The 26,733-nt window shown below is 35.9% G+C and carries 27 protein-coding genes, 1 pseudogene and 1 riboswitch; of the genes and pseudogenes, 15 read left to right on the plus strand and 13 right to left on the minus strand.

Annotation, left to right across the window (positions count from 1 at the left end):
* Positions 1-349 precede the first annotated feature (349 nt).
* Positions 350-856, plus strand: a complete 507-nt coding sequence (locus EKL97_RS13920) for a tetratricopeptide repeat protein (protein WP_126460805.1) — start codon at positions 350-352, stop codon at positions 854-856.
* A 172-nt stretch (positions 857-1,028) separates the two neighbouring features.
* On the opposite strand, the gene EKL97_RS13930 is transcribed toward EKL97_RS13920, so the two are convergent.
* The 3 genes and pseudogenes from EKL97_RS13930 to EKL97_RS15925 all read right to left on the minus strand — a co-directional run.
* A complete protein-coding gene (locus EKL97_RS13930; protein ID WP_126569115.1) occupies positions 1,029-1,595 on the minus strand; it encodes a DUF4252 domain-containing protein in 567 nt (188 codons plus the stop codon).
* Positions 1,596-1,636: 41 nt separating this feature from the next.
* Positions 1,637-2,134 (minus strand): hypothetical protein, encoded by a 498-nt coding sequence (locus tag EKL97_RS13935; protein WP_126569116.1) that lies wholly within the window; start codon positions 2,132-2,134, stop codon positions 1,637-1,639.
* Positions 2,121-2,222, minus strand: a pseudogene (locus EKL97_RS15925) (RNA polymerase subunit sigma-70); the annotation flags it as partial. The pseudogene EKL97_RS15925 and the gene EKL97_RS13935, both read right to left, overlap by 14 nt.
* Positions 2,223-2,334: 112 nt before the next feature.
* Between EKL97_RS15925 and EKL97_RS13940 the strand changes: the two are divergent.
* Both EKL97_RS13940 and EKL97_RS13945 read left to right on the plus strand, forming a co-directional pair.
* Positions 2,335-3,786: a S41 family peptidase gene (locus tag EKL97_RS13940; protein WP_126569117.1), complete on the plus strand. Its 1,452-nt coding sequence runs from the start codon at positions 2,335-2,337 to the stop codon at positions 3,784-3,786.
* 66 nt (positions 3,787-3,852) lie between these two features.
* On the plus strand, positions 3,853-4,473 hold the full coding sequence (locus EKL97_RS13945; protein WP_126460793.1) for an N-acetylmuramoyl-L-alanine amidase: 621 nt from the start codon (positions 3,853-3,855) through the stop codon (positions 4,471-4,473).
* Between the two features lie 72 nt (positions 4,474-4,545).
* Here EKL97_RS13945 and EKL97_RS13950 read toward each other — a convergent pair whose 3' ends face one another.
* The 7 genes from EKL97_RS13950 to EKL97_RS13980 form a co-directional block, all read right to left on the minus strand.
* Positions 4,546-6,471: a TonB-dependent receptor plug domain-containing protein gene (locus EKL97_RS13950; protein WP_233588604.1), complete on the minus strand. Its 1,926-nt coding sequence runs from the start codon at positions 6,469-6,471 to the stop codon at positions 4,546-4,548.
* Positions 6,472-6,569: 98 nt separating this feature from the next.
* Positions 6,570-6,839, minus strand: a riboswitch (cobalamin riboswitch).
* A 40-nt stretch (positions 6,840-6,879) separates the two neighbouring features.
* On the minus strand, positions 6,880-7,404 hold the full coding sequence (gene cobC / locus EKL97_RS13955) for an alpha-ribazole phosphatase (RefSeq protein ID WP_126569118.1): 525 nt from the start codon (positions 7,402-7,404) through the stop codon (positions 6,880-6,882).
* On the minus strand, positions 7,389-8,165 hold the full coding sequence (locus tag EKL97_RS13960) for an adenosylcobinamide-GDP ribazoletransferase (RefSeq protein WP_126569119.1): 777 nt from the start codon (positions 8,163-8,165) through the stop codon (positions 7,389-7,391). The genes cobC and EKL97_RS13960 overlap by 16 nt, the downstream gene beginning before the upstream one ends.
* A gap of 66 nt (positions 8,166-8,231) precedes the next feature.
* Positions 8,232-9,908 (minus strand): nicotinate-nucleotide--dimethylbenzimidazole phosphoribosyltransferase, encoded by a 1,677-nt coding sequence (gene cobT, locus EKL97_RS13965; protein WP_126569120.1) that lies wholly within the window; start codon positions 9,906-9,908, stop codon positions 8,232-8,234.
* Between the two features lie 70 nt (positions 9,909-9,978).
* On the minus strand, positions 9,979-10,146 hold the full coding sequence (locus EKL97_RS13970) for a hypothetical protein (RefSeq protein WP_126460781.1): 168 nt from the start codon (positions 10,144-10,146) through the stop codon (positions 9,979-9,981).
* Between the two features lie 3 nt (positions 10,147-10,149).
* Complete coding sequence (locus EKL97_RS13975; protein ID WP_126455584.1) at positions 10,150-10,659, minus strand: bifunctional adenosylcobinamide kinase/adenosylcobinamide-phosphate guanylyltransferase; 510 nt, start codon at positions 10,657-10,659, stop codon at positions 10,150-10,152.
* A 1-nt stretch (position 10,660) separates the two neighbouring features.
* Positions 10,661-11,038: a DUF5522 domain-containing protein gene (locus EKL97_RS13980; RefSeq protein ID WP_126455583.1), complete on the minus strand. Its 378-nt coding sequence runs from the start codon at positions 11,036-11,038 to the stop codon at positions 10,661-10,663.
* A 94-nt stretch (positions 11,039-11,132) separates the two neighbouring features.
* Between EKL97_RS13980 and EKL97_RS13985 the strand changes: the two genes are divergently transcribed.
* The 3 genes from EKL97_RS13985 (at position 11,133) to EKL97_RS13995 (ending at position 14,174) form a co-directional block, all read left to right on the plus strand.
* Positions 11,133-12,275, plus strand: a complete 1,143-nt coding sequence (locus tag EKL97_RS13985) for an ABC transporter substrate-binding protein (RefSeq protein WP_126569121.1) — start codon at positions 11,133-11,135, stop codon at positions 12,273-12,275.
* A gap of 1 nt (position 12,276) precedes the next feature.
* The gene (locus EKL97_RS13990; protein ID WP_126460775.1) at positions 12,277-13,308 is read left to right on the plus strand and encodes an iron ABC transporter permease; all 1,032 of its coding nucleotides are present in this window, start codon (positions 12,277-12,279) and stop codon (positions 13,306-13,308) included.
* A gap of 80 nt (positions 13,309-13,388) precedes the next feature.
* Positions 13,389-14,174: an ABC transporter ATP-binding protein gene (locus tag EKL97_RS13995; protein WP_126563967.1), complete on the plus strand. Its 786-nt coding sequence runs from the start codon at positions 13,389-13,391 to the stop codon at positions 14,172-14,174.
* Here EKL97_RS13995 and EKL97_RS14000 read toward each other — a convergent pair.
* Both EKL97_RS14000 and EKL97_RS14005 read right to left on the minus strand, forming a co-directional pair.
* Positions 14,171-14,626 carry a tRNA (cytidine(34)-2'-O)-methyltransferase gene (locus EKL97_RS14000; protein ID WP_126455575.1) on the minus strand — a complete coding sequence of 152 codons (456 nt, stop codon included), beginning with the start codon at positions 14,624-14,626 and terminating at the stop codon, positions 14,171-14,173. The genes EKL97_RS13995 and EKL97_RS14000 overlap by 4 nt on opposite strands.
* Before the next feature lie 23 nt (positions 14,627-14,649).
* Entirely contained in the window at positions 14,650-15,234 is a 585-nt protein-coding gene (locus EKL97_RS14005) for a pseudouridine synthase (protein ID WP_126561754.1), read from the minus strand.
* 465 nt (positions 15,235-15,699) lie between these two features.
* Between EKL97_RS14005 and EKL97_RS14010 the strand changes: the two genes are divergently transcribed.
* The 5 genes from EKL97_RS14010 to EKL97_RS14030 all read left to right on the plus strand — a co-directional run bounded on the left by EKL97_RS14010 (position 15,700) and on the right by EKL97_RS14030 (position 22,315).
* Positions 15,700-19,113 (plus strand): T9SS-dependent choice-of-anchor J family protein, encoded by a 3,414-nt coding sequence (locus tag EKL97_RS14010; protein ID WP_126569122.1) that lies wholly within the window; start codon positions 15,700-15,702, stop codon positions 19,111-19,113.
* 200 nt (positions 19,114-19,313) lie between these two features.
* The gene (gene rmuC, locus EKL97_RS14015) at positions 19,314-20,666 is read left to right on the plus strand and encodes a DNA recombination protein RmuC (RefSeq protein WP_126569123.1); all 1,353 of its coding nucleotides are present in this window, start codon (positions 19,314-19,316) and stop codon (positions 20,664-20,666) included.
* A 23-nt stretch (positions 20,667-20,689) separates the two neighbouring features.
* Positions 20,690-21,055: a 6-phosphogluconate dehydrogenase gene (locus EKL97_RS14020; RefSeq protein ID WP_126563964.1), complete on the plus strand. Its 366-nt coding sequence runs from the start codon at positions 20,690-20,692 to the stop codon at positions 21,053-21,055.
* A complete protein-coding gene (locus EKL97_RS14025) occupies positions 21,056-21,601 on the plus strand; it encodes an acyl-CoA thioesterase (RefSeq protein ID WP_126455565.1) in 546 nt (181 codons plus the stop codon).
* Between the two features lie 174 nt (positions 21,602-21,775).
* Complete coding sequence (locus tag EKL97_RS14030) at positions 21,776-22,315, plus strand: YceI family protein (RefSeq protein WP_126561751.1); 540 nt, start codon at positions 21,776-21,778, stop codon at positions 22,313-22,315.
* Between the two features lie 2 nt (positions 22,316-22,317).
* Here the strand turns inward: EKL97_RS14030 and EKL97_RS14035 are convergent, their stop codons facing one another.
* The gene (locus EKL97_RS14035; protein WP_126460760.1) at positions 22,318-23,232 is read right to left on the minus strand and encodes a TIGR01777 family oxidoreductase; all 915 of its coding nucleotides are present in this window, start codon (positions 23,230-23,232) and stop codon (positions 22,318-22,320) included.
* Positions 23,233-23,350: 118 nt separating this feature from the next.
* Between EKL97_RS14035 and EKL97_RS14040 the strand changes: the two genes are divergently transcribed.
* The 4 genes from EKL97_RS14040 to EKL97_RS14055 are packed head-to-tail and all read left to right on the plus strand — an operon-like array spanning position 23,351 to position 26,731.
* Complete coding sequence (locus EKL97_RS14040) at positions 23,351-24,010, plus strand: TetR family transcriptional regulator C-terminal domain-containing protein (protein WP_126515757.1); 660 nt, start codon at positions 23,351-23,353, stop codon at positions 24,008-24,010.
* Positions 24,010-25,317, plus strand: coding sequence for an ABC1 kinase family protein (locus tag EKL97_RS14045; RefSeq protein ID WP_126569124.1), 1,308 nt, complete (start codon positions 24,010-24,012; stop codon positions 25,315-25,317). Before EKL97_RS14040 ends, EKL97_RS14045 begins: the two co-directional genes overlap by 1 nt.
* A complete protein-coding gene (locus EKL97_RS14050; protein WP_126455555.1) occupies positions 25,317-25,451 on the plus strand; it encodes a DUF2256 domain-containing protein in 135 nt (44 codons plus the stop codon). The genes EKL97_RS14045 and EKL97_RS14050 overlap by 1 nt, the downstream gene beginning before the upstream one ends.
* A complete protein-coding gene (locus EKL97_RS14055; RefSeq protein WP_126569125.1) occupies positions 25,427-26,731 on the plus strand; it encodes a DASH family cryptochrome in 1,305 nt (434 codons plus the stop codon). Before EKL97_RS14050 ends, EKL97_RS14055 begins: the two co-directional genes overlap by 25 nt.
* The last annotated feature ends 2 nt before the right edge of the window (positions 26,732-26,733 follow it).

Raw genomic sequence — 26,733 nt, forward strand, 5'->3', positions numbered from 1 at the left:
TAGGGAGTTTGTTGTCAAAATGCCTTCAAAAGTTTGGGTTTCTGATATCACCTATATTCAAACTAAAGAGGGATTTGGATATGCAAATAAATCCTGCAGTATTAGTTAATCAACATTTTTAAAATTTTTCGATTCTTTTTTATAATTTAAAATTAAGGTTTTTATTCTTAACTTTTTATGCGGGTAAAGTTAGCAAGTCCATTGGTGATTTTTTATTGGTTTCATTTTGTAAAATAAATTACATTTAAATGCGTTAATTTAATATCTAACTAAAAAATAGTACCTTTATAGTGCAATTTTATTCTTTACCCGAGTTCTTAACAAGCCCAATACCCTGCAATCTATTTTTATGAAAAAATTAATTTTTCTTGCATTATTATTAAGTTCCTTAACTGGCTGGAGTCAGAGTCCAATTGCCTACGATTTTTTTGACCAAGCTTTAAAAAAAGCAGAAACAGGCAATCTAAAAGGCGCTATTGCTGATTATACTAAAGCCATACGAGCTGATCCATTGTTTGCTGAAGCCTACTTAAACAGAGCCCTTTTGAAACAAAAATCAGGCGATATAAAAGGGGCGTTAGATGATGTCAATAAAACCATCCTCATTGAACCTAAAAAAGGAGATGCTTATACCACCAGGGCTGACATCAATTACAAGGCTAAAAATTATACGGGAGCCATTGAAGATTGCACGATATCTATCACGTTAAATCCTAAAGACTACATTGCCTATAATCTTAGAGGGTTATCTAATATTCACATTCAAAATAAAAAAAATGCGTGCGCTGATTTCACCAAAGCCATTAAATTAGGAAGCCAAAGTGCCGTTAAAAACAAAAAAATGTTTTGCAAATAATATTCTTGAAATAGGCATAAAAAAAGCGTCTCGATTACAACATCAAGACGCTTTTTTTTATAGATATAACTCTGTTTATTTCATGAACTGCTATAGCGGCTTCAATTGTTCTAAATCAATGTTCGATTGGTGCAATACGCTCATCATAATCATTACGCTGGTTGGATTCCTCTTATTTTCTGTCTTTAGTTGCTTTTTTTAAGTCATCACCTCCTGGAATTCGCATCTTATCGGTAAGAACTGAAATTTCATTCAAATCAAAATTTCCTGTCAATGACATCAGCACTGTATCCTCATTTTTAGCTCCTTCAATAAACATCAGCAATTCTCTAATTTGAGAATCTGATGTTCCTGATTTTACCAGAATTTTTATATTCCTTCCGTTTTCATTCACGCGCATCAACTCTTCTAATCCCGCTGTTTTGATGTACTTCTCTGCAGCAGCTTTCATTTCTCCCTCTGCTCTGGTACTTTTTGTAGTAAAAACTTTTAGGTTGTCCAATTTTTTTATCAAACTCAGGTACTGTTGCGTTTCTTTATCAGAAGCATCTACTTTGACCTTACTCATCAAGTCGAACATTTTTTTATTGACTATAATGGACGTAACATCATCTTGTCCGTCAAATTTGTCAAAGACTGCTTGCGCAAAAAATGGACTCGAAATAACTAGAAATACTAAAGTGATCAGACACTTTTTGCTAAAACTCCTATTGATACTTTTTTGAATGGTTGCTTTCATTTTATTTAATTATTTTATTGTTAGTATTCTTAGTTTGATTTTTAGGATCTTTTCCACTCTTTTTTAGCGCTTACAAAAACCCTGTTTTTAACGGTTTGATATTCTTCAATGTATTGTACACTTTTTATGCCAATATTCACATTCTTGGATAATAATGACAATGCTTTTTGAGTGGCCCTAAAAGCGGCTTCAGGATCTTCATAGGTTCCTAAATTTGTGTTTTCTTTTGTAGCATCCAAATCAAAAAGGACATACGTTGCTATTCCCATCAAAACAACAACTGAAGCTGCAATAGAAACCCAGCCTAAATTCCCTTTTTTATTCTTGTTTTTAGCCATAACAACTTCAAATACTGGAGTTTTATTCATATTCTGCTGCTCTTTTGCAACAGCAAAACAGTCAAATAATGAAGCATACTGTTGTAAATGCGAAGCAACATCCTGAGACGAAAAATAATCCCGTAACTCTTTTTCTTGGACTAAAGTGGTCGCTCCCTGAAAGTGTTTTTCTAATAAACCCTCGACTTTATTTGATTCCATAATTGTGTATTTGTATCATAAATTCTTTAATCGTTTTTCGTGCCCGGGAAAGTGACACCCGGATTGCGTACTCTTTCATATCCATTAAAAATCAAACGAGTTATACTATTAAGATGAATCCTATTTATTTTTGCAACAAAAAAACATAAAATAAAACTAAAGTTAGTATTTTTACGTTAATAAAGTATTAAAATACAATTATGAGAACAGTATTCAAATTTACACTTTTATTTTTCATAGCTACTTTCACTTTACAAAGCTGTCAGGACAATGATGACGTGACACCACCTGCAAGTCTGGAGATTCAGGATTTTATTTGGAAAGGAATGAATCTGTACTATTTGTGGCAAGCTGATGTTCCAAATTTAGCCGATAACCGATTCGCGGATCAAACTGCACTAAACTCTTTTTTAAGAGAATATCCGGTGCCTGAGGATTTATTTGATGCGTTGCGGGTTACTCCTTCTACGGATCGATTTAGTTGGATTGTAAGCGATTATTTAGAACTTGAAGGAACGCTTCAGGGCACTACTAAAAACAATGGTATCGATTTTGGTTTAAGTTATAAACCGGGTAGTACAACTGAAATATTTGGTTACGTTCGTTATATTATTGCAAACTCAGACGCCTCCAGTAAAGCTATAAAACGTGGTGATTTTTTTACTGCCGTAAATGGTACACAGCTGACTTTAAGCAATTATGAATCGTTACTTTTTGGTTCAAACGAAAATTACACACTAAATCTTGCTGATTTTAACGGAACTACAATTGTCAGCAACGGTAAATCAGTGGCATTGACAAAAACAGTCCTATCCGAAAATCCAATTTTAATCAATAAAGTAATCACCTCCGGCTCTCACAAAATAGGCTATTTGATGTACAATGGCTTTTATGCTAATTTTGACACTCAATTAAACGATGCTTTTGCATCTCTAAAATCACAAGTAGTTACGGACTTGGTTTTAGATTTACGTTACAATGGCGGTGGTTCTGTACAAACGGCTACACGATTGGCAAGTATGATTACCGGACAATTTAAAGGAAAAGTCTTTGCTAAACAACAATGGAATGCAAAAATTAATGCTTATTTCGAGGCTGAAAATCCCGAAGCATTATTCAATTATTTTACCGATAAAATAGGAAGCACAGCCATCAATAGTTTAGGATTGACTAAAATTTATATTTTAACTACGAAAAGCTCTGCATCAGCAAGCGAGTTAGTAATCAACGGGCTAGAACCTCACATTCAAGTTATACAAATTGGGGATGTTACAGTAGGAAAAAACGTAGGATCCGTAACGCTTTATGACTCCCCGACTTTTGGAGCTCAAAGCAGGAATCCCAATCACAGATATGCCATGCAGCCAATCGTGTTAAAAATTGTCAATTCAGTGGGTTTTGGGGATTACTTCAGTGGGTTACAACCTGATTTTCTACAAAAAGAAACATTGAGCAATCTGGGAATCCTTGGCGATTCTACAGAACCGTTATTAAGTACAGCCATTCGCAAAATTACTGGAACTGGTCGCGTATTGCGACAAAGTCCCGGACAAGATTTTGAGTTTTTCACGGATGCCAAATCAATAAAAGGAATCCAAAACCAAATGTACATTGAGAAAGCACCAGAAGGTCTTTTGAGAGCTTTGGAATAGAATAAAGTTACACAATAATTCTTATTTTTATAAGTTACAATTGAATAACAAATTAAACAAAACCACATGAAAAAAGCAATTTCGTTATTTCTAACTCTTGCCACCGTCGTCTCTTTTGCATTTGTAATTCCGAATACTATCCCATCCGAACAAATAAATATTGTTATTGATGCCGGACATGGTGGATCTGATTTTGGAGCAACTTCCAGTAGTGCTACTGAAAAACAAATTGTAGCGAAAATCACAGACAAAATCAAATTTTTGAACAAAAATGAGAAAGTGACCATACACCTTACAAGAATTGGAGACCAATTTCTTTCTTTGAGTGACCGTTCTGCGTTGATCAACAAGATCAAACCCGATTTAGTTTTATCACTTCATGTCAATCAAAATTTAAATCTATCAAAATCAGGAATGGAATTTTATATTGCCACAGAATCAATTGCGAATGAAAGGTCAAATGAGATTGCGGTGGAACTTCGCAACAAATTTATCCGCAATACTACTATAAAATCATCAGAAATAAAGAAAGCTCCCTTCTACATTTTAAAAAAATCAGAAGTCCCGGCTGTACTTGTTGAATTGGGTTATATGTCTAACCTTGGTGACCGAGAATATTTAACCAATGATGTGGAACAAAATAAAATTGCCGCAACTATCGTAGCATTCATTTCAGAATTGAAGTAACAATATTTTATAAACTAAAAAGAGGCTTTCAGTGATGAAAGCCTCTTTTTTTTATGGAATAATGCAATGGTATTACATTTTGATATTCAAACCTACTTTGAAATTTCGTCCTCTGGTACTAAACCCTCTTGTTTCAACAAAATCCTTATCTAAAATATTATCTGCTGCTGCAAAAATATTCATTCGATTTTTGATCAACTCATACCGTACATTCATGTTGATCAGCTGGTAATCTTTCAGTATTTCAGAATTCAATACTGGATCAAAAGTGGGTGCCGGATATGTTGTATACTCAAAATAACGATCCGAAACAAATTGATATGTTGCATTAAAAGCCAAACGAGGCGTTGCTTGCAGATCAACTGCGGCGTTCGCTTTGTGTTTTGGATTCAGCACTCGTGATTGTTTTTCTAATTCTGTAAACGCATAATTGGCAGTCAAATTTATTTTAGCCGTCAAAGCATACGAAATCATGGTCTCAAAACCTTTGGCTTTATTTAGACCCGCAACATTAAAATACTTGTAAGACACTAAATCAAACCCAATCGCATTTTCTTCCTCTCTTTGAAAAACCAAAGCATTCAGAACCAATTTTTTATCAATCATCGTTGTTTCAAAACCCAATTCAAATGTTTTATCTTTCTCTGAGGATAAATTCAAATCACCATAAGGAGAATACAATTGATACAAGCTAGGGGCTACAAAAGCCGTACTGTAAGAAGCTAGTAGTTTCAATGGTAAATTAGGAAATGAAAAAGAAGGATTTACATTGTAAACTAAATTATTTCCGTATTTACTGTGCATGTTATAACGAGCTCCCAAATTCAGGTTTAACCCAAATTCAGAGCTGTAAACCGCCGTCACATAGGGATCAATCATATTAAATTTGGCCAATTCATTTGCAATGGCCTCATACGGACTTTCATTAGACATTTCATGAAATTGAAATTGAGCACCTGTTACCAGGAACAATTCAGGTGAAATTTCATATTTATTAAACGCATCTGCATTGACGCTTCTGGATTTATAATCCAACATTGTTCCATAATTAAAAATGGATCTTGTAATTAAATTAGCACTTGAATTGATTACAAATTCTCCTTTTTTATATTTGTATTTTGGTGAAAACCCAACTCTAAATTGTTCAGAGGCACTGCCGTTTTCATCGTTATCCGCAAAAGATCCTGCATCAAAATCGCTTTTTATTTTATCGTAGTTTGCAAAGAAATCCAAATCTAATTTAGCTGTTGGCTTGAAACCAATTTTCACCACTGAGTTCACTCTGGAAAAACGATCAGCTTCAAATAAAACAGCGTCATTAGGTGATTTTGCCTCAGAAATTCCCGTGGTTTCGGTGCTGTTTAAGGAAGCATAATAATTAATTTTTTCAGCGCTTCCGTTCAAAGCAACCCCTTGGCTGTAGTCATTTATACTATAATTTTCCTGATTGGCAATCGTTTGGGTGCCCACATTAAGGTATGCATTTGCTGCAATCGCTTTTTTGGAAGCTTTTTTCAACGTAATATTAATAACTCCGGCAGCGGCACCCGATCCGTATAAAGTACTTGAAGCGCCTTTCATCACCTCAATACTTTCTATTTGTTCAACGGGCAGCAAGCGCAAATCATACGATAAGCTAATTCCAGAAGCATCGGTAACCGGAACACCATCAATAAGAATTAGCACTTGATGATTTCGTCCCCCACGAATGTAAACCCCTAAATCCTTTCCATTCCGGCTTTGGTTTCCGTTGATTTCAATTCCGGCTACTGAACTCAAAATGGTAGCTACAGTTTGCCCTTGTCTTCTCTTTAAATCTTCGGCTGTAATTTTTACGATTACTTTTCCGGACTTTTCTTTTGGCAAAGCAAATTTAGAATCGGAAATTACGACCTCATCCAATTGATTTGTGGATGCAATGGTGTCTTTTTGTTGTGCGAAAGCACACGAAGTCATCAGCACGCAGAGCGCACTAATACGAACGATTTTCTTGTTCATTTTGAAACATTTAATAGCAGTTTTATGGTACTGCCACATGACTATAAATGGGAGAAAAGCATAGAATTACCCATACCCAAACCTTTTTTCCCGAAAGTTTGATACTCGATGTAACAGGCAGGTCTCCTGGCTCGCGTCTTGTTGTTTACCTTCCCATTCGCAAAGACGAACAGTGGTTTTGTAGATAACAACAAGCTTTATAGCTTACAGTTGCGGGTACAGCCCAGGATTTTTGATTCTTGATTTAGGATTCTTGATTTAGGATGTAAACTCTCTAATCTGAATACTGAAATCTGTAATCGCTTACCTGATTCCCTTTTAATGCTGGTATGAAAAACAAAACAGCAACCTCATTACGGCGGCAAAGATAAAATTATATTACGTTATTATCCTACACTATTCTCAATTTTATATTTCAATTTTAATCACCGCTCCAAAGTTCACTTTATTTTGAAACGCATCTCGTAGTGGCAACTTTGTAATTTTACACAAAACACTTCGAATCACTCCGGCATGGGTCACGATCACAATAGGTTTAATGGTCTTTTTAGGAAGTTCATGATCTAAAAAATCGCTAACTCTATCATGGAGGTCTGTAAAAGACTCCCCATTTGGTACACGAACATGAACGAAATCATTCATCCAATGGGTCAAATCGATAACCGGAACGCTATCCCAATTTTTTAATTCCCAATCGCCAAAATTCATTTCCATTAACCGGGAGTCTATTTGTATTTTTGCTACTGACAGATAGTGTGCCAACTCCACACATCGATTTAACGGACTAGAGTACACGAGACTTTCAGCAGGAATTTGTGCTTTTATAGCTTCAAATTGTTGTATATAAGGTTCCAACAATGCCACATCAGCTTGCCCGTAGCAAATTCCTTTTTCACAAACGGTTTCAGTATGGCGTACTAAATAAACTTCCATAAAGCAATACAAGATAAATAGATTATAATTTCACAAACTTGCTGTGTAGCACCAAGACAGTCCCCCGTATAGCCATCTAACCATTTTTGAAAATAACGAGCCAGAAAAAAGCGGGTGATAAAAACCGGCACTAACACCAACAGCATTTGCCAATGAAAAAAAGACAAAACAATAAGCGGTAACAACCCAAAAAAGAACGCCCCAATCACCTCACGCCAGGAATAACTTTGTGCAATGGGCTTGCTTTTACTCGAAGCATCTTCACGGGAATACTGATGCGTAAAAACAATAGAAATGGCTGCCAGACGACTCACGGAATGTGCTGCAACAAAAAGCAATAAATTCTGTAATGAAGAAGTAGTAAGTACCTCCGAAACAGCCTGAAACTTCAATAAAAACAGCAGTACCAAACCTATGGCGCCATAAGCTCCAATGGCACTATCTTTCATTATCACCAAGATTTTTTCTTTGGTCCAACCCCCACCAAAACCATCACAAACATCAGCAAAACCATCTTCATGAAAAGCACCGGTAGTAAGGATTCCAGCAATCATCGAGAGAACAATCGCTATTTCAGGGGTAAAAACACCAACCGATACATCATAGACTATAAAACTAATAGTACCTACAATCCAACCAATTAAAGGAAAATAACGAGATGCCTTGTTTAAATAATCTGGGTTATGATCGATGTTTTTAGGACAGGGAATTCGGGTGTAAAACATCAATGCGGTAAAAAATATGTGTAGTTCTTTTTTCATGTGAATGCAATCTGGATTTTATGTCGTTTTTAGTGCTCTATTTATGAATTTGGACTGAAAAAATTATTATTTTGTACTCACACCGGCACTGTCAAAACTGGCCATTTCATTCAAAAAAGCAACTGCCGATTGAATAATTGGAAAAGCCACCGCACAACCCGTTCCTTCGCCCAAGCGCAAGTCAAGTTGGAGCAGGGCTTTTACACCTAAATAATCCAATAATTTAGCATGCGCCTGTTCTGCAGAACAATGACAGAAAACAGCATTTTTTAGAATCAGTGGATTTTTTTTATAGGCAATCAAAAAAGCCACACTGCAAATAAATCCATCTACGAGAAGCAGCATTTTGTTTTGATACGCTGTGAGCATTCCAGAAGCCATTTGCATAATTTCAAAGCCACCAAAATGAGCTAACTTATCTTCTAATGTTGGCGAGCCTTGATAATCCTCAATAGCTTTTTTGAGTAAGCGGTGTTTTTGAAGTAGTCTTTCATCGCTAACTCCCGTTCCTTTTCCGATACAATCTTCAATTGCAATTCCAGTAATTACACTCATCAAAACTGAAGCAGTTGATGTATTCCCAATACCCATTTCTCCAAAACCAATACAATTACTTCCCGTTTTGGCAATAGCAGTAACAATTTCATTCCCCTTGGTATAACAGTGCTGCAATTCGGTAAGACTCATTGCAGGACCCTGCAGAAACGACTGGGTTCCTTTGGCAATTTTGGCCGAAATCAAAGTACTCGTCATCGAAAAATCATAATTTACTCCTGCATCAACTATGGCTAATTTGATGGAATTTTGTTTACAAAACACATTTATTGCAGCTCCACCGTCCAGAAAATTAGCCACCATTTGTCTGGTAACATCTTGTGGATAAGCGCTAACACCGTGGGCAGCAATTCCGTGATCTGCAGCAAAAACAACAAGTGTAGGTTCTAAAATTTTTGGTTCCAATGTTTGAAAAACTTCGCCAATTTGTTTGGCTAAAACTTCCAAAACACCCAATGAACCTGTTGGCTTGGTCTTCTGATCGATTTTATACTGCAGTGCTTCAGATAAATGGATTGTATCTAGAATTGCAGTCTTAAATTCCGGCACCGAAATTTTATCTTTTTGATGCACTTTCGTAATTTCTTCGACAGATGGACTTTCTGATTTTTGTTTCCAATTCAATTGCTGTAACATGGGTTGGTTGTCGTAATCAGTAGCTGGTTTTCCCACACAGAAATACCCTAAAGGCTCCATGTTTTCTCCCAAACCCAATAATTCCTTGAACTGACTATAATTCAAAATAGAAACCCAGCCCATGGAATACCCTTGTTCGGTTAGGGAAAGCCAAATATTTTGCGCAGCACAAACCGCACTAAATTTGATGGCTTCATTACTTCCCACGGTGCCGATGGTAAAATTATTCAAAACCGAACGATCATAACAAATCACCAATCCAAGCGGTGCTTCCTCTATTGCCTCTAATTTTAAAGCTTGATACTGCGTTTTTTGTGCTGCCGTGTCAGTTTGATTCGCTGCTTTTTTATCAAAATCCAAAAATAAATTTTTTATGGCTTTTTTTATGACATCTGATTTAATGAGGTAATATTTTGTAGCATCCGTCAATCCAACAGAAGGAGCATAATGACCGGCCTGCAATGCTTTTTCAATAACAGATTCAGGGACTGGTTCCGAGGTAAAATGACGGGTATCTCGGCGCGATTTTATAATTTCATCTAAGTTTTTCATCTTGAAATACGATGTTTTTGAGTACTTTTAAAGTTTGGACAAACAGTGATTCAATAGCCACCTGCATTTTTTAGGCTTGCTGCTTCAAAACAGACAACGGCAATCCGTGTGAGCGGGAAACTTTCCCGTTTTCATTCATCATATTGAGTAATCCCTTTGGAATAAAACCGTTTTGACTAGCTTTCATCACAGCATAACAGCTGTCTTTTCCTCCGCTCCAAGAACTTACAAAATTCATCTTTTATTGTTTTATAGTAACCGGAATTCCAGAAATCATCAAAATCACCTTATCCGCATTTTTAGCTAAATATTGATTCATCCAACCTTGTAATTCGGTAAATTTTCTGCCAATTTGAGTTTCAGCATGTACGCCCATGCCTATCTCATTAGTGATAATAATAACGGTTGTATTTTCCTGATTGGCCACTTGTTCAAATTCGGCTTTGGCTTGTTCCAAACATAAAGCGACATCATTTTTAGTGTCTACAAAAAAATTAGTCAACCAAAGGGTCACACAATCAATCACGGCTACTTTACCGGAAAAATCGATCTCGCTCCACTGTTTTTCTTTTTCGATATTTATCCAGCGCTCGTCACGTTCTTGTTGGTGACGATCAATTCGCTTTTGAAAATCACCATCCCATTTTCTGGCGGTTGCCACATACATGGGTCTGGCCGAAAGTTCCATTGCCAGATCCTGTGCATACCTGCTTTTTCCGGAGCGTTCTCCACCTGTTATCAAATATATCATGCTACTTTTTTTTAAATCCATAGGGACAATGGCGGCAACCATTAGTACAACAATGTCCTCTTTTTAAATGAAACCAAGCCTTAAAAACGTAATTGCCTTGTGCAATATAATAATCGATCCCTTCGATTAGCTGATCCGTTTTAGGCAAAGTTGCTGCTTTATTTCCTTTAGCCGTTTCCGGGGTTATTGTGCCCACATACTCCTCAATTTTAATCGAACAAGCCGTAGCAAAACAGCTGGGACAAAGGCAATCCACACCATCTAAAGGAGAAAAAACAGGAGGAAAATCAGCACACCAACAGCTATTACCTTGAAAATCGTCCCCGCAGTTAAAAGGTTTTGTACAACTGGAGCAGTTTTTAATCTTTAGGCTATCCATTTGTCAAAGATAGTATTTGTTGAAATTTTTACTATAAAAATTAAACAATAAATTTTATAAATGGCCTACCTTTGCCTGTATTGAAAATGGAATCATGAAAATTTATCTTTATAAAATCCTTTTTGCGGTGGCACTTTTATCATTCGTCAGTTGCAAAAAAAACGAAAACCCTGCAACACTAAAAATAAGTAACGCTAACAACGAAATTGAATATGCAAGTGGTCTGGCTATTTACAAATATCAAGGGTACTCGCTGGTAAAAGTGAGTAATCCATGGCCAAATGCTGCTACAGACTTCACTTACATCTTAAAAGAAAAAGGAGCTGTTATTCCCGATACTTTACAAAAAAACCTCATAATTCAAGTGCCGTTAGAAACGATTGTGGTTACCTCAACAACCAATATTCCTTTCCTGGAAATGATTGGTGCCGAAAACAAATTAGTTGGTTTTCCGCATACTGATTACGTATCTTCTGAAAAAACCCGTCGTTTAATTGACAAGGGTTCCGTCAAAAATGTGGGGCAAAATGAAAAGCTAAACATGGAACAACTCATCGATATCGCTCCTGACCTGATTGTCACTTTTGGCATCGACAATAACAACCCGATGATTGAAAACTTACAAAAAAGCGGATTGAAAATCATGATTCAAGGCGACTGGATGGAACAATCTCCTCTTGGAAAAGCAGAATGGCTCAAACTTTATGGCGCTCTTTTTGGCAAAGAAAAAGAAGCTAAAATACTTTTTGACCAGATTACAAAAGACTACAAGGAAGCGGTACAATTAGTTGCAGACAAACAGCCTGAATCTACTGTATTGTATGGCTCAATGTATCAAGATCAATGGTTTGTTGCCAAGGGAAACAGCTGGGTGGCACAATTCATGAAAGATGCAAAAGCAACGTATCTCTGGGCAAATCTGGAAGGAACAGGAAGCCAGGCACTTTCTTTTGAACAGGTATTGTATAAAGCAAAAAATGCGACTCACTGGATTGCTTCCGGGTCATTTAAAAACCTGTCAGAATTAGAAAAAAGCAATCCCCATTACAGTCAGTTTAACGCTTTTTCTACCAAAAATATTTATACTTTCGAAAGCAAATTAGGAGCAACAGGAGGAACCATTTATTATGAAACAGGACCGAGCAGACCGGATTTGATTTTAAAAGACTACATCAAAATTTTTCACCCTGAATTGCTTCCAAATTATACTTTTACTTTTGCACAAAAACTGAACTAAGTTGGCCAATAAAAACCGAAATATCCTTTTATTTTCCGCTCTTGCTTTAGGGCTTCTTTTCTTGTTTTTTCTGAACATCAGTTTGGGTTCGATACGAATTCCTTTTCGGGAGGTGTACACGAGTTTAACCGGTGGTCAGTCCAGCAGATCAACTTGGGAATACATTATCATCAACTACCGCTTACCTAAGGCTATCACTGCGGTTTTAGTGGGAATGGGACTTTCGATCAGCGGATTATTAATGCAAACCCTTTTTAGAAACCCGCTGGCTGGTCCCTATGTTTTAGGGTTGAGTTCAGGAGCGAGTCTGGGAGTTGCCTTTGTAATTTTGGGTGCGGGATTATTACCTCCATTTCTAAGTGGTATTTTACTGTCGTCTTACGGAGTCGTCCTTGCCTCTACCCTTGGCAGTTCTATCGTTCTACTTGCCATTTTAGTAATTTCCAGACGCTTGCGGGACACGATGACCATACTGATTGTAGGCTTGATGTTTGGTAGTTTTACAAGTGCTGTGGTGGGCGTACTGACCTATTTTAGCTCGGCAGAACAATTGCAAAAATTCACTTTCTGGTCTATGGGATCTTTAGGGAACCTTTCTTGGTCCTCGATTTTGATTTTGACAGTGTGCGTAGTTATAGGATTATTATTAAGCCTATTCAGCGTAAAACCACTTAATGCCTTGCTTTTAGGAGAGAATTATGCCCAAAGTATGGGACTGAATTTCAAAAGAACACGATTGATTATCATTATTGCAACGAGTATTTTGGCGGGAAGCATTACTGCGTATGCTGGACCTATTGCTTTCATTGGTTTAGCCGTACCACATATAGCAAAATTACTGTTTCAAACCAGCAACCATTCTATATTGTACTGGAGCACCCTCCTTTTAGGAGCAGCAATAATGCTCATTTGCGATGCAATTTCCCAAATGCCAGGTACGAATATCACATTGCCAATAAATGCCATCACTTCCTTACTAGGAGCGCCTATAGTTATCTGGCTGATTGTCCGAAAACGAAAAATGATGGGATAATATTAAAAATTGCGTGCCTATATTTATATTTGTTTTTAAAATCGATATAATCGACGTTTAAATTTTCCAAAAAAAGAAAAATGAGTACCACTAAGAACATCCTTTCAACAAACAATTTGAGCATTGGTTACAAAACTAAAAGTGCGGCTATTTGTATTGCCGAAAACCTCAACTTAAACTTAGATAAAGGAAAACTCATTACCTTAATAGGCGCTAACGGAATTGGAAAATCTACACTTTTACGAACCATAACCGGAATTCAGAAACCCCTTTCAGGAACTGCTTTGCTGAATAACAAAAATATTCAAGAGCTGGATACGTTAACCTTGGCACAAAATTTAAGCATCGTTTTAACTGAAAAATTACCGCCCAGTAATTTGACCGTTTGGGAACTCATCGCTTTAGGAAGGCAACCGTACACCAATTGGATTGGAAAATTAACCGACACTGATATTGCTAAAATTAACCAAGCAATTGCACTCACACAAATTGGTCATTTGGTCTCAAAAAAACATTACGAAATCAGTGACGGACAGTTACAAATCGTTCTGATCGCAAGGGCTTTAGCACAAGACACACCGTTAATCATTCTGGATGAACCCACGACCCATTTAGATTTATTACACAAAGTGGTGTTGTTTAAACTCCTAAAAAAACTTACAGCGGAAACTCAAAAATGCATTCTTTTTTCTACACATGATATTGAAATGGCCATACAATTAAGTGATGAAATGATCATTATGACTCCGGAAACCGTCGTTCAGGACCAACCTTGTAATTTGATTATGAAAGGAACTTTCAATACGCTGTTCAAAGATGAGCATATTGTTTTTGATGCTGAAAAAGGGAAGTTTATTATTTCTTAAATCTGCAATCCTATTTGTCTTTTTGCTTCGCCAATGACAAAAGCCACGGAATTAGCAATATTGAAACTCCGGATCAGCGGTGCCATAGGAATTGTCAGATGATTGGGGAATTCGTTTAAAACAGCTTCACTCAACCCTTTGCTTTCTTTGCCAAAAACCAACCAGTCACCCTCTTGAAAATCATTTTCTAAATACGATTTTTTAGAATGGGAACTCATCAGAAAAACGCGGGACAAATCCGGAATCTGCACTTTCCATTCGGCTATATTTTGATATTCGGTAACGTCAAGATGCACCCAATAATCGAGTCCAGAACGCTTTAGATTTTTATCATTGATCACAAAACCAAAAGGATGAATTAGATGCAACCGGCTTTCGGTTCCTACGCACAATCGGCCAATATTTCCGGTATTATTTGGTATTTCGGGTTCTACTAAAACGATATTTAACATTGTAACTATTGTATTTTTTATTGTTATTTTTCATTTGAAAGGACTGCAAAATCAGACACTTCCACAACTTCTCCCGCCTGTAAATCATGTAAAAAAACATTTCCTATCCGCACTCGAACCAATCGCAAGGTAGGAAACCCAACCGCTGCGGTCATTTTTCGTACTTGGCGAAACTTTCCTTCATTGACAGTAATTGAAGCCCAGGAAGTTGGACCATGGCGTTCGTCCCGTATTTTTTTCCCTCTGGCACCAAAAGCGGGAACTTCATTTATCAAAAAAGCAGTACACGGTTTAGTGATGTATTTAGTGCCATTAAAACCAATTTCGACTCCTTTTTGCAATTGCTGAATGGCATCCTGATTAATAATACCATCAACTTGTACATAATATTCCTTGTCGACTTTTTTGCTTCTAATGATTTCGCTCATCATTCCGTCCGTGGTCAGCAACAATAACCCTTCTGAATCTTCGTCAAGACGTCCTATTGCCATCGTTCCTTTGGGAAAATCGTACAATTCACCCAGCAGTTTCTTTTTCCTTTTGAGCTCATAAATAAACTGGCTCAGATAGCCGTATGGTTTGTGTATGATAAAGTGCGAATGAGACATGTTATACTTTCTGTTTTGGCACAAAGATAGCTTAGTTTTTAATGGGTTTAAAAAAGTAAAACCGAAAACATTTATTGGTGTAAACTAAATATTTTATTAACGAATAGAATTACTTTGGATAAATGATGAACTGTTACAACAAGTTGCTATCTTAACTTTAAAAATACAGATTGCAGAAAAACAACTGCTTTAGGTTTGAAAAAGCCGACTGACAGATGAAGTATGCAGTAGTAGTTAAAATCCACCCAAAAATATAAATTCTGAAGTATAGCTTTTGAAATCGAAGGAAATATAAAACTGGATAAAATAAGAATTCATCGTATTGAAAAAAAGCGAACAATTGCGTTTTACTTAAGCTCTTTTCTTTTATAATAAATTCCTTTAAAAACAATCTGAAGTACGAATTTATAATATTCTGTTAACGTAAGAAATGTTATTTTTGACTCCTAATTCAATCGTAAACCTATGAAAAACAAGTACCATTTGTGCCATATCCTGGCTTTTTTAAGTTTTTTTTATTGCTTTACGGCCTCTGTTTTTGCCCAAGGAACTGCGCCAGCTCCTCAAGATTTACTTTTTTTACAGGATTTTTCAACTTTAGATGCAGCCTCTGCTACATATCCCGCCGGATTTCAGGGCTGGACAGCCAGTACAGCACCGGGAAGTACATTTAATACCGCAGCTGCAGTTGTTGCAGACAAACCATTAGTGGCCAGTAGTACCGCTGCAACAACGAGCGGGAATTTCCATAATTACAATGGAAAAATTGGTTTTCTAAATACCGGTTCATTGGATTTAACTTTAGGATTTGCTTTCAAAACACTTGGTAAATCTAGAATTACCGTAGAATATGATGCCATGGTGATTCGTAATCCCTATAACGGAACTTCTAATACGCGGATCAACGAGTTCGTCCTGCAATACAGAGTGGGCACCGCTGATGCTTTTATTACTTTATCCCCAACGGTGTATTCGAGCGGTACAACAGGACAAACTTCAGGAACAATAGGGCAAAACATTCAAAAAATAAAAGTTGTACTGCCAATAGAATGCGACAATAAAGACGTAGTTCAGATCCGATGGATTTCAAGACAAGTTTCAGGCGGTGGTTCCCGTCCCTCATTTGCCATTGATGACATTAGTGTGATAAATGATGTTACAGCTCCTGTAAATGCCGTGGGATATCCAAAAATAAGCAGCATTCTTTCTGATGGATTTGATTTTTCGACTAAACTAGACGAGCCCGGAAAAACCTATTTTGTGCTATTGCCTTCAGGAAGTGCAACCCCAAGCGGTGCACAAATAAAAGCAGGAACAAATGCGACCAATGCACCCGCTTTACAATCCGGTATCCTGGAAATTAAGGACGCCGCGATTGAGTCTGTAAAAACCATAACGGGATTATCGTTAGGCACTGATTATGTTTTATATTCTATATCTGAAGATGCAACTGGTAATACTCAAACTGAAAGCAATCTATTAAACATAACAACTTCCAGCGTTCTTGTTCCCTCTTTGTCGACTACTAAAGCTGCATTAGATTTTAATTTTGTGGAGCAAAATTTCAGTTCAACGGCAATAAACTACCAGATTGAAGCGCTTAATCTTACTGGAGCAGTAACCCTGACAACATCCGGAAACTTTATCATTTCTAAAAATCAAAGTACTGGTTTTCAAACGGCATTGGTTTTTGCTTCCCAAGATTTCAATAACAATACAACACCTACAGTTTATGTACGATTTACACCTACTGCAACTGGTCTTTTTTCAGGTCAAATCACTCATGAATCTACTGGCGCTTCTACAAAGACGGTGTCTTTATCAGGAACAGGAATAAATCCTTATTTTCAAAATTTTAATGATGTAAATGTACTTACAAACAGTGGTTGGACAGAATATAGTGTGGCAGGAGGCAAGAGTAAATGGGTGAGCACAACTACCCGTTTCAACAGTTCTCCTGCTGCTGTACAAATGAATGGATATTCAGAAACAGGGGCCAGTAAAGATTGGTTAATTTCTCCTAATTTACGTTTGGACACTTTTGATAAATTCCCATTATTGTCTTTTTATTCGCGTAAATTTTTCGCTGGAACACCGCTTAAATTAATGGTCTCAGTAGATTATGATGGCAAAAGCACCCCGGAAACAGCCACTTGGACGGTTCTTGAAGGCGATTTTCCAAGTACTACAGGAACTTTCAAACAATCGCAATATATCAATCTCGAGGCCTATAAAACCAATCATACTTATGTGGCCTGGGTATATGAGGCTGCAACTTCCGGCGGTACGGATAGCGCCGAATGGACTGTTGATGATGTGAAAATATCTAATGAAGCGTCATTTTTAGCTTCAAATCCTAATTTTAATTTTGGAGAAGTAGCACCAAATACCGCATCAACAAGCCAGTCGTTTGTTTTCATGGCTGGTGGTTATAGCGATATCACTGTTACAGCTCCTGCTGATTACCAGTTGTCTGTTGACAACAGTAATTTTCAATCCAGTGTAGCGGTTTCAGCTGCTGACGGAGTTGCTGGGAAAATAATTTATGCACGTTTTTTCCCTTCCTCAAAAGCATTGAGTATTTCAGGTCGTTTGACCGCTGTTGGAACCGGATTAAATCAAGAAATTGGATCTTTATCAGGATCCTCATTACCTAAAACAGAAACATTTGACATCGTAACGTACAACGTAGAATTTTTTGGAAGCAATGTAATCGGTGCAACGGGAACTGAATTTGGTCCAACTGATGATCCGTTACAAATTGAAAATGTAGCAAAAGTCATGAATACGTTGAATGCTGATGTTTATGCCGTACAAGAGGTTTCTGATGATGCGGCTTTAGAGACATTAATCCAAAAAATAAGCATCAACGGAAAAACTTTTGCCAAAGTGATTTCTCCTGCTTGGTCCTATTCTTTCAATGCGCCTACACCTGACTTCCCTGCTCAAAAATTAGTGGTTCTTTACAATACTCAAACAAGCTCAGTAAAAAAAAGTCGAGTACTGTTCAGCAAACTTTTTGATGATATTCGTGCAGGAAATGCAACTTTACCCAATTACCCGGGCGGAAATAGCGCTAGTTTTTATTCCTCTGGTCGCTTACCGCAAATGGTTGAAATTGAAACTAATATTGGCGGTGTAAAAAAAGACATAAAAATCATTAACATTCACGCCAGAGCAAATAGTGGCAGCGATATCGCACGATACAATATGAGGAAATATGACGCTGAATTGTTGAAAGACAGTTTAGATGTCAATTATCCAGAGGCCAATTTAATCCTCTTAGGAGATTATAACGATGATGTCGACGAATCTGTAATTGCAGGTAACCCATCCTCGTACCAAAAAATGGTTGAGGATACGGCCCGTTACAACCCTTTGACTTTAGAAATCAGCAAAGCGGGAGCTTTCAGCTACCTGTCTTCTGGAGGTTTCTTAGACCATATTATCATTTCAAATGAATTAATGGCAGAGTATGTGCAAAATTCAACAACAGTTTACGATCCGAGACTAGATGTGGCTAATTATGTCAACACCACCTCTGATCATGGGCCGGTCATTGCGCGTTTCCAACTTAAAACGAATACCACCTTATCAACTAATGATTTGATTTCGATTACTAAATCAACAGTAGTTACGTATCCAAATCCTGCTTCAGAATCTTTTACTATCGTAATTAATTCCGGAAACACAAAAGACCTGAAGCTAACTATTTATGATATTCAAGGAAGATCGGTGGGAGTTCCAATTGAATTAAAAGGTTTTAACAGCGATAACACAACAAGAATTGATGTGGCTCATTTACCGGTAGGAATTTATATTTATACCCTTTCCAATGGTACTAAAGTAGTTTTCAAAGATAAATTAGTAAAAAAGTAAACGACTAATTTCAGTATTCAAAAAAGCCAGATTTCATTTTTGAAATCTGGCTTTTTTATCTAATATGTTTTTAAAACTCCGCCTGTTTGAGTCATCAAAATTAATAACTTTCTATAAAAAAACTTGCATTAGTATTTTGATTTCCGAAAGAAAATCAGGAAACTTTTGTTTATTTTTACAACGTTTCAAAAAGAAATTCTATGTCAGATATGTTTCCGTTTTTATTGATTTTTATTGTTGCGCTCGCGATTGGTGTTTTCATTGGCAAGCTCATTTTCTCTGCTCGATTTCAATCGGAAAAAATTAGTTTAGAAGAAAAACTGATTGCATTTTCCACCCAATTCAATCAACTGAAAGAACAACTAATTGTAGACAAAATAACTTTTGAAAAGCAACTGGAAAACACCCATTCCCAAAAAGAAAGCATCAGGAACGAAAAAGACAGTTTAGCCATTCAGCTTTCAAAAAAAGAAGTTGATTTTGAGAATCTTTGGGAACGCAACAAAGAACAAAAAGAAGAAGTGGAAAAACTACAAGAAAAATTCACCAAGGAATTTGAGAATCTTGCCAATAAAATATTAGAAGAAAAGTCCAATAAATTCACGGAACAGAACAAGGAAAACATGAAAAATATCCTGACACCATTACAGGATAAAATTCAATTGTTTGAAAAAAAAGTTGAAGACACCCACAAAGAAAGTATTGATTATCATGCGGCATTACGCCAACAAATTCTGGGCTTACGCGAAATGAATATCCAGATGAGCAGGGAAACTATTAATCTAACTAAGGCTTTGAAAGGAGACAGTAAGATGCAGGGAAATTGGGGCGAATTAGTATTAGAACGCGTTCTTGAAAAATCAGGTTTGGAGAAAGGCCGTGAATATGAGGTGCAACAAGCCTTTACAACCGAAGATGGAAATCGTGTTTTTCCTGATGTTGTGATCAATCTGCCGGAGGGTAAAAAAATGATAGTTGACTCTAAAGTTTCTTTGACGGCGTATGAAAAATATATCAATGAAGAAGATGATCTACTGAAAATTGCCTATCTAAAAGAGCATGTCAGTTCCATCAAACGCCACGTAGAGCAACTTGGCAATAAGAACTACCATGATTTGTACCAAATAGAAAGTCCTGATTTTGTGTTGTTATTTATTCCTATTGAACCTGCTTTTGCCATGGCACTCAATGAGGATACGTCTTTATACAACAAAGCGTTCGAGAAAAACATTGTCATTGTTACTCCAGCAACTCTTCTGGCTACCCTGCGAACAATTGACAGCATGTGGACCAATCAAAAACAACAGGAAAACGCACTCGAAATTGCACGTCAAGCTGGCGCATTGTATGATAAATTTGAAGGTTTTGTGGCAGACCTAATCAAAATTGGAAAAAAAATAGACGAGAGCAAAATAGAATACAGCGGTGCGATGAATAAACTTGTAGAAGGAAAAGGAAATCTAATTGTGAGTGTCGAAAAATTAAAAAAAATGGGCGCTAAAGCGAAAAAAGCACTTCCCGAAAGCATTATAAACCGAGCCGAAAAAAACTAAAATTAACTTTAAACTAAATCCTAATGAAAAAATTTATACTAATCCTTTCCGTATTGCTTGTAGTAACTGTTACGGGTTATTTCACTTTTATATACAATGCCACGTACAGTGAAGGAGTTCGCTCCGGCGAATTAATAAAAGTGAGTCGCAAGGGAGTTGTATTCAAAACTTGGGAGGGCGAAATTAGTCAAGGCATTTCCGGTGCGCAAATTTTTTCTTTTTCGGTAATGGACAGTGCGGAAAAAGTAATTACGGATTTAAAGAAATTTGAAGGACAATATGTCCAAGTAACTTATATGGAACGTTATAGAACATATCCATGGTGGGGCGATTCACACTATTTTATTACTAATGTCAAGAAAGTTAATTCTCCCTTTAAAATCAAATAAATGAACAGCATTTTTAAAACAGTAGCATCATCTGACATTAGTATTTCAGAATTGATGTTACCCTCAAACACTAATTTCAGTGGCAAGATTCATGGTGGGTATATCTTATCCCTAATGGATCAAATTGCTTTTGCCTGTGCTTCAAAATTTTCAGGAAATTACTGCGTAACGGCATCGGTAGATACGGTTAACTTTCTTAAACCTATTGAAGTGGGTGAATTGGTAACCATGAAAGCCAACGTGAATTATGTAGGGAAAAGCTCTATGATTATTGGCATTCGGGTAGAAGCCGAAAACATTCAAACCGGAAAAATTAAACATTGTAATTCCTCCTATTTCACAATGGTTGCCAAAGATAAGGAAGGCAACAGTACCCTTGTTCCCAGATTGATCCTCACGAATCTCAATGAAGTACGCCGTTTTTATAATTGCATCAAACTAATAGCGTTAAAAGAAGAAAAAAATCTCCATAAAGAAGCGTTTGATTACCGTTCAGAAAAAGCACTAGAAAATATAAAAAAATATAATGTTCGGGTAGAATTATAATGTTGCAAACACTTATTATCCAAAAGACCAGCTGTTCTTTTGGACAATAAACCTCTAATTTCTTATTAAAAAAGAACAGATAAATTAACTTATCCAGTTGTTATTTCAAGCAAACAATAATTTTATATTTACTGCTTATTTTGTAACTTTAAGTAATTTAATTCATAAATCATTATGAAAAAAATTATACAAATAATGCTGCTCTTTACTGTAATAGCAACCACTGCTCAAGAAAAAATGGTATCCTATTCCGGAATCATTAATTTTGAGGCTTCAATCCCATTATTTGAAGAAGTGAACGCAATCAACGAGAAAACAACCTGTATTTTAATCACTAAGACAGGTCAGATCATTTGTTGGATTAGCATCAAAGATTTTAAGTTCAAAAAAAAAATGATGCAAGAACATTTTAACAATAATTATATGGAGAGCAACCGTTTTCCAACAGCCATTTTTAAAGGGAAAATTGCTAAATTCGATTTAAAAAACATAAATACTACTATAGGAGAATACCCAATAAATGGAAAAATAACCATTCGTGGAAGAACTAAAAGGCTCCTTTTTAACGGAACCTTAAAAAAAGTAGATCAGGGAATTGAGCTATATGCCACATTTCCCCTAAATACGGATGATTTCAAGATTAAAATTCCGTTCATTGTTCGCAGCAAAATATCCAAAAATGTGAACACAAAAATCATTTGTGTCTTATATTAAATCTATTTTGTTAAACAATTTCTCAAAGCTCCTTCTAAATTTTTAAATTTAAATTTAAACCCAGTTTGAGTTATTTTATCCGAAGAAACCCTTCGTCCCGTTAGTACAATTACCGCCATTTTCCCCATCGCTAATTTCAATACAAAAGCAGGTACATTTGGCAACCATATTGAATATCCAAAAACACATGCCAAGGTTTTAGAAAAAACGGTGTTTGTAGTATTATCAGTAATCGCTGCATTATACGGCCCAGCCATATTGGGATTGACAATTGCCTGAAAGTAGATCGCACACAAATCATCGATATGAATCCAAGGCATGTACTGCTCTCCCGATCCCAATCCAGAACCCAATCGATACTTGAATAAAGGAGTGAGTTTCATTAAAAAACCATCATTTTTTCCTAACACTAATCCGGTACGTATTTTTACGGTACGTATGTTTAAATTCTCTATAAAGTCTATGGCATCTTCCCATTTCTGGCAAGTATATCCTAGAAAATCATTGGCAGGAGCCATGGTTTCTGAACAAATTTCTTCGCCATTGACAGCACCATAAATACCTACTGCCGAAGCGGAAATAAACGCTTCTACTTTTTTATCATGCTTTTTTAGAACCGTATAAAGCAACTGAACAGATTGCTCCCTGCTATCAATAATGGCCGCTTTTTGTTTGGCCGTCCAGCGCCTCTCCCCAATATTCTCGCCAGCTAAATGTACAATATAATCGGCGTTCAAAACTGCCGCTTCATCAATTGTGTGATTTACTACATCCCACTTATAATAAAACACAGCTTCTGTATTACGCTTTTCACTTCTACTCAAAATGGAAACTGTATACCCTTTTGCGACCAACAAAGCAGTTAAATTTTTTCCGATAAATCCCGAACCTCCGCTTATTAAAACATTCTTTTTCATAATACTGTAAAGCTACTGATTTATATTGATACTAAAATTATATTAAATTTTGTTTAACTTTATTGATATATGTTTAAACATTCACTACCTTTATACTCTAATTTGAAACATCGTAAAAATGGCAACTAAAAAAACAACCGTAACAAAAGACAAAATAGTTTCACTGTACATGAATTACGTTCTTGAATACAGCGAGAAACCAAAGTCAGTATATCATTTTACAAAAATAAATGATTTTACAGAAACTGAATTCTATGCTTTTTTTGGTACAATTGAAAGTATTGAGAAAGAAATTTTTAAAATGTTTGTAGAAAAAACTACTGACTTACTGAACAAAAATAAGGAATACGAAATGTATGACATGAAAAGTAAAATGTTAAGTTTTTACTTTACATTTTTTGAGATCCTGACTGCTAACAGGAGTTACGTTGTTCTTGTATTAAAGGAGCACAACAATCAGTTGAAAAAACTAATGCAACTCTCTGGACTCAGAAACAGTTTCAGAAATTATTTATCTGAAATAATCTCAGATGAATTTAGAACACAACAGGAAAAACTGCAAAACTTTCAAGAGAAATCCTTTCAAGAAGCTTCCTGGATTCAACTTTTATTAACGCTAAAGTTTTGGCTGGATGATGCCTCAGCTGCTTTTGAGAAAACAGACATTTACATTGAAAAATCTGTTAAAGTAACTTTTGAGTTAATGAATATTGCACCGATAGACAGTTTAATCGACTTTGGAAAATTCATTTTCAAAGAAAAAATATACAACAAATAATGAAAACTATAGATTATATTCCAACATCAAAAATTGAAAGAGCAACTAAGCTGGTACAAACCGGTGCTAAAGTTGGCGTAAATTACCTAAAATATTACGGTGAAAAAATAGTCAATTCTGATTTGACTCGTGAAAAATTAAACGAAGATAATGCCGAGGATATTTACGACGGACTCAAAAGCCTTAAAGGAAGTGCGCTCAAAGTAGCACAAATGTTGAGTATGGATAAAAGTTTTTTGCCTCAGGCTTATGTAGAAAAATTTTCACTATCCCAATTTTCTGTCCCACCACTTTCAGCTCCGCTAGTACTGAAAACCTTCAAAACAAATTTTGGGAAAACACCTTATGAAATATTTGATGAATTCAATGCTACATCGAAAAATGCCGCCAGTATTGGTCAGGTACATGTTGCCATGAAAGACGGTAAAAAACTAGCTGTAAAAATTCAATATCCCGGAGTGGCTAACAGCATCTCCTCTGACTTATCAATGGTGAAACCTATTGCCATCAGAATGTTCAACCTTCAAGGAAAAGACTCTGATAAATATTTCAAGGAAGTTGAAGACAAATTGATTGAGGAAACTAATTATGTTTTAGAATTAAAACAAAGTCAAGACGTAGTTGAAGCCTGCAAAAAAATAGAAAATCTGGTTTTTCCGGAATATTACCCTGCCTTTTCAACTGACAAAGTCATCACAATGGACTGGATGAATGGCAAACATCTCTCTGAATTTACAAAAACAAATACCAATCAGGAAGTAGCAGATAAAGTTGGTCAGGCTTTATGGGACTTTTATATGTACCAAATTCATATTTTAAGAAAAGTACACGCTGATCCACATCCTGGAAATTTCTTAGTCAACGATGCAAACCAATTAGTAGCATTAGATTTTGGTTGTATGAAACAAATTCCAACAGAATTTTACACCCCCTATTTTGAGCTGGTAAGTAAAGATGTAATTAACGATACTAAAATATTCAATTCAAAATTATTTGAATTAGAAATTTTACGTGCTGATGATTCTGATGCAGAAATAGCCTATTTCACAGAACTGTTTCATGATTTATTATCGTTGTTTACCAAACCTTTTCAAGAGAAAATATTCGATTTCTCGGATGAAAGTTTTTTTGAAAATATAGCACAATTAGGGGAACGATTTTCAAAAGACACCAATATTCGTAAAATGAATGGAAATCGTGGATCTAAACATTTTATATATATGAACAGAACTTTTTTTGGATTGTACAATTTAATGTTTGATTTAAAAGCGAAAATAGTTGTCAATGAATTTGAAAAATACAAGTAGTGAAAAAAGAAAATCTGCCTTCAAAAATGTGTATGGTCTGCAACCGACCATTCAGCTGGCGGAAAAAATGGGAAAAAGTTTGGAACGAAGTTAAATATTGTAGTGAAAAATGCAAAAGAAACAAAAAGGGTTAATTTGGTTTAGGAATGATCTTAGAGTTCATGATAATGAGTCTCTATCTACTGCGGTGGAAGAAAATGACCATGTAATTGCAATTTATTGCTTTGACCCACGACATTTTGAAGAAAATGAATATGGTTTCAAAAAAACAGAAAAATTCCGTGCTAAATTTCTATTGGAATCGGTAGCGGCTTTAAAACAAAATCTAAAAAAGTTGAATGTTTCTTTATTGGTTTATCACCAAAAGCCAGAAGACTGTATTCCAGCGATTGTCATTCAAAACGAAATTAGTTCGATCTATTTTCAAGAAGAATGGACTTCTGAGGAAATGATAGTTTCCGATAACATAAAAACTCAGGTTCCAAATTCAGTAGCGTTTAAAAGTAGTTATAATCAGTTCTTATTTCATCCGGAAGAAATACCGTTTGCTATTGAAGCGGTTCCAAATGTTTTTACACAATTCAGAAATAAATGTGAAAAAACGACAAAAGTCAGACCTGAGTTTTCAGTTCAACCGTTGTCAATTGATAATTACACCATAGGCCAAACTGTTATTCCTACGATAAAAAATTTAGGTTTTACTGATTTTGAAATAGATTCCAGAACGGCATTTCCTTTTGGTGGTGGTGAAGATGAAGCAATGAAACGTTTGCAAAATTATTTTTGGAAAACCAAAAAACTGAGCGTTTATAAAGTAACTCGAAACGGATTAATTGGAACTGATTTTAGTTCGAAATTTTCACCTTGGTTGTCTAATGGATCAATTTCTGCAAAAACTATTTATTGGGAAATTTTGAAATATGAACAACAAATCGAGAAGAATGACTCAACATACTGGTTGGTTTTTGAACTAATTTGGAGAGATTATTTTAAATATATTTCGTTAAAAAATGGAAATTCAATTTTTAAGATTGGCGGAATTTTAAACAAAAAATACGATTGGAAAAGAAACAAATATGCCGTCAATAAATGGATAAATGGTGCAACTGAAGAACCTTTTATAAATGCAAATATGCTTGAATTACAACAAACAGGTTGGATGAGCAATCGCGGCAGACAAAATGTAGCGTCGTATTTTGCAAAAGATCTGCTATTGGACTGGCGTATAGGAGCGGCATACTTTGAAGCAATGCTTATTGATTACGATGTTCACAGCAATTATGGAAACTGGATGTATGTTTCAGGAGTAGGCAACGATCCCAGAGATCGAAAATTTAATATTAAATTACAAGCCACGAATTACGACGGACAATCAAAATTTCAAAAATTATGGCTGCAACAACAATTATTATAAAA

The organism is Flavobacterium sp. LS1P28, from assembly GCF_003970335.1.
GTDB lineage: Bacteria > Bacteroidota > Bacteroidia > Flavobacteriales > Flavobacteriaceae > Flavobacterium.

Excerpts from the sequence above, each read along its gene's own strand:
- EKL97_RS13995 (WP_126563967.1), top strand. The coding sequence starts at position 13,389 with ATGAGTACCACTAAGAACATCCTTTCAACAAACAATTTGAGCATTGGT.
- EKL97_RS13930 (WP_126569115.1), bottom strand. The coding sequence starts at position 1,595 with ATGAAAGCAACCATTCAAAAAAGTATCAATAGGAGTTTTAGCAAAAAG.
- EKL97_RS14030 (WP_126561751.1), top strand. The coding sequence starts at position 21,776 with ATGAAAAAAATTATACAAATAATGCTGCTCTTTACTGTAATAGCAACC.
- EKL97_RS14040 (WP_126515757.1), top strand. The coding sequence starts at position 23,351 with ATGGCAACTAAAAAAACAACCGTAACAAAAGACAAAATAGTTTCACTG.
- EKL97_RS13935 (WP_126569116.1), bottom strand. The coding sequence starts at position 2,134 with ATGGAATCAAATAAAGTCGAGGGTTTATTAGAAAAACACTTTCAGGGA.
- EKL97_RS13920 (WP_126460805.1), top strand. The coding sequence starts at position 350 with ATGAAAAAATTAATTTTTCTTGCATTATTATTAAGTTCCTTAACTGGC.
- EKL97_RS13975 (WP_126455584.1), bottom strand. The coding sequence starts at position 10,659 with ATGATATATTTGATAACAGGTGGAGAACGCTCCGGAAAAAGCAGGTAT.
- EKL97_RS13945 (WP_126460793.1), top strand. The coding sequence starts at position 3,853 with ATGAAAAAAGCAATTTCGTTATTTCTAACTCTTGCCACCGTCGTCTCT.
- EKL97_RS14045 (WP_126569124.1), top strand. The coding sequence starts at position 24,010 with ATGAAAACTATAGATTATATTCCAACATCAAAAATTGAAAGAGCAACT.
- cobT (WP_126569120.1), bottom strand. The coding sequence starts at position 9,908 with ATGAAAAACTTAGATGAAATTATAAAATCGCGCCGAGATACCCGTCAT.
- cobC (WP_126569118.1), bottom strand. The coding sequence starts at position 7,404 with ATGGAAGTTTATTTAGTACGCCATACTGAAACCGTTTGTGAAAAAGGA.
- EKL97_RS13960 (WP_126569119.1), bottom strand. The coding sequence starts at position 8,165 with ATGAAAAAAGAACTACACATATTTTTTACCGCATTGATGTTTTACACC.
- EKL97_RS14010 (WP_126569122.1), top strand. The coding sequence starts at position 15,700 with ATGAAAAACAAGTACCATTTGTGCCATATCCTGGCTTTTTTAAGTTTT.
- rmuC (WP_126569123.1), top strand. The coding sequence starts at position 19,314 with ATGTCAGATATGTTTCCGTTTTTATTGATTTTTATTGTTGCGCTCGCG.
- EKL97_RS14035 (WP_126460760.1), bottom strand. The coding sequence starts at position 23,232 with ATGAAAAAGAATGTTTTAATAAGCGGAGGTTCGGGATTTATCGGAAAA.
- EKL97_RS14020 (WP_126563964.1), top strand. The coding sequence starts at position 20,690 with ATGAAAAAATTTATACTAATCCTTTCCGTATTGCTTGTAGTAACTGTT.
- EKL97_RS13985 (WP_126569121.1), top strand. The coding sequence starts at position 11,133 with ATGAAAATTTATCTTTATAAAATCCTTTTTGCGGTGGCACTTTTATCA.
- EKL97_RS13950 (WP_233588604.1), bottom strand. The coding sequence starts at position 6,471 with ATGAACAAGAAAATCGTTCGTATTAGTGCGCTCTGCGTGCTGATGACT.
- EKL97_RS14025 (WP_126455565.1), top strand. The coding sequence starts at position 21,056 with ATGAACAGCATTTTTAAAACAGTAGCATCATCTGACATTAGTATTTCA.
- EKL97_RS14005 (WP_126561754.1), bottom strand. The coding sequence starts at position 15,234 with ATGTCTCATTCGCACTTTATCATACACAAACCATACGGCTATCTGAGC.
- EKL97_RS13940 (WP_126569117.1), top strand. The coding sequence starts at position 2,335 with ATGAGAACAGTATTCAAATTTACACTTTTATTTTTCATAGCTACTTTC.
- EKL97_RS13980 (WP_126455583.1), bottom strand. The coding sequence starts at position 11,038 with ATGGATAGCCTAAAGATTAAAAACTGCTCCAGTTGTACAAAACCTTTT.
- EKL97_RS14000 (WP_126455575.1), bottom strand. The coding sequence starts at position 14,626 with ATGTTAAATATCGTTTTAGTAGAACCCGAAATACCAAATAATACCGGA.
- EKL97_RS14055 (WP_126569125.1), top strand. The coding sequence starts at position 25,427 with ATGCAAAAGAAACAAAAAGGGTTAATTTGGTTTAGGAATGATCTTAGA.
- EKL97_RS13970 (WP_126460781.1), bottom strand. The coding sequence starts at position 10,146 with ATGAATTTTGTAAGTTCTTGGAGCGGAGGAAAAGACAGCTGTTATGCT.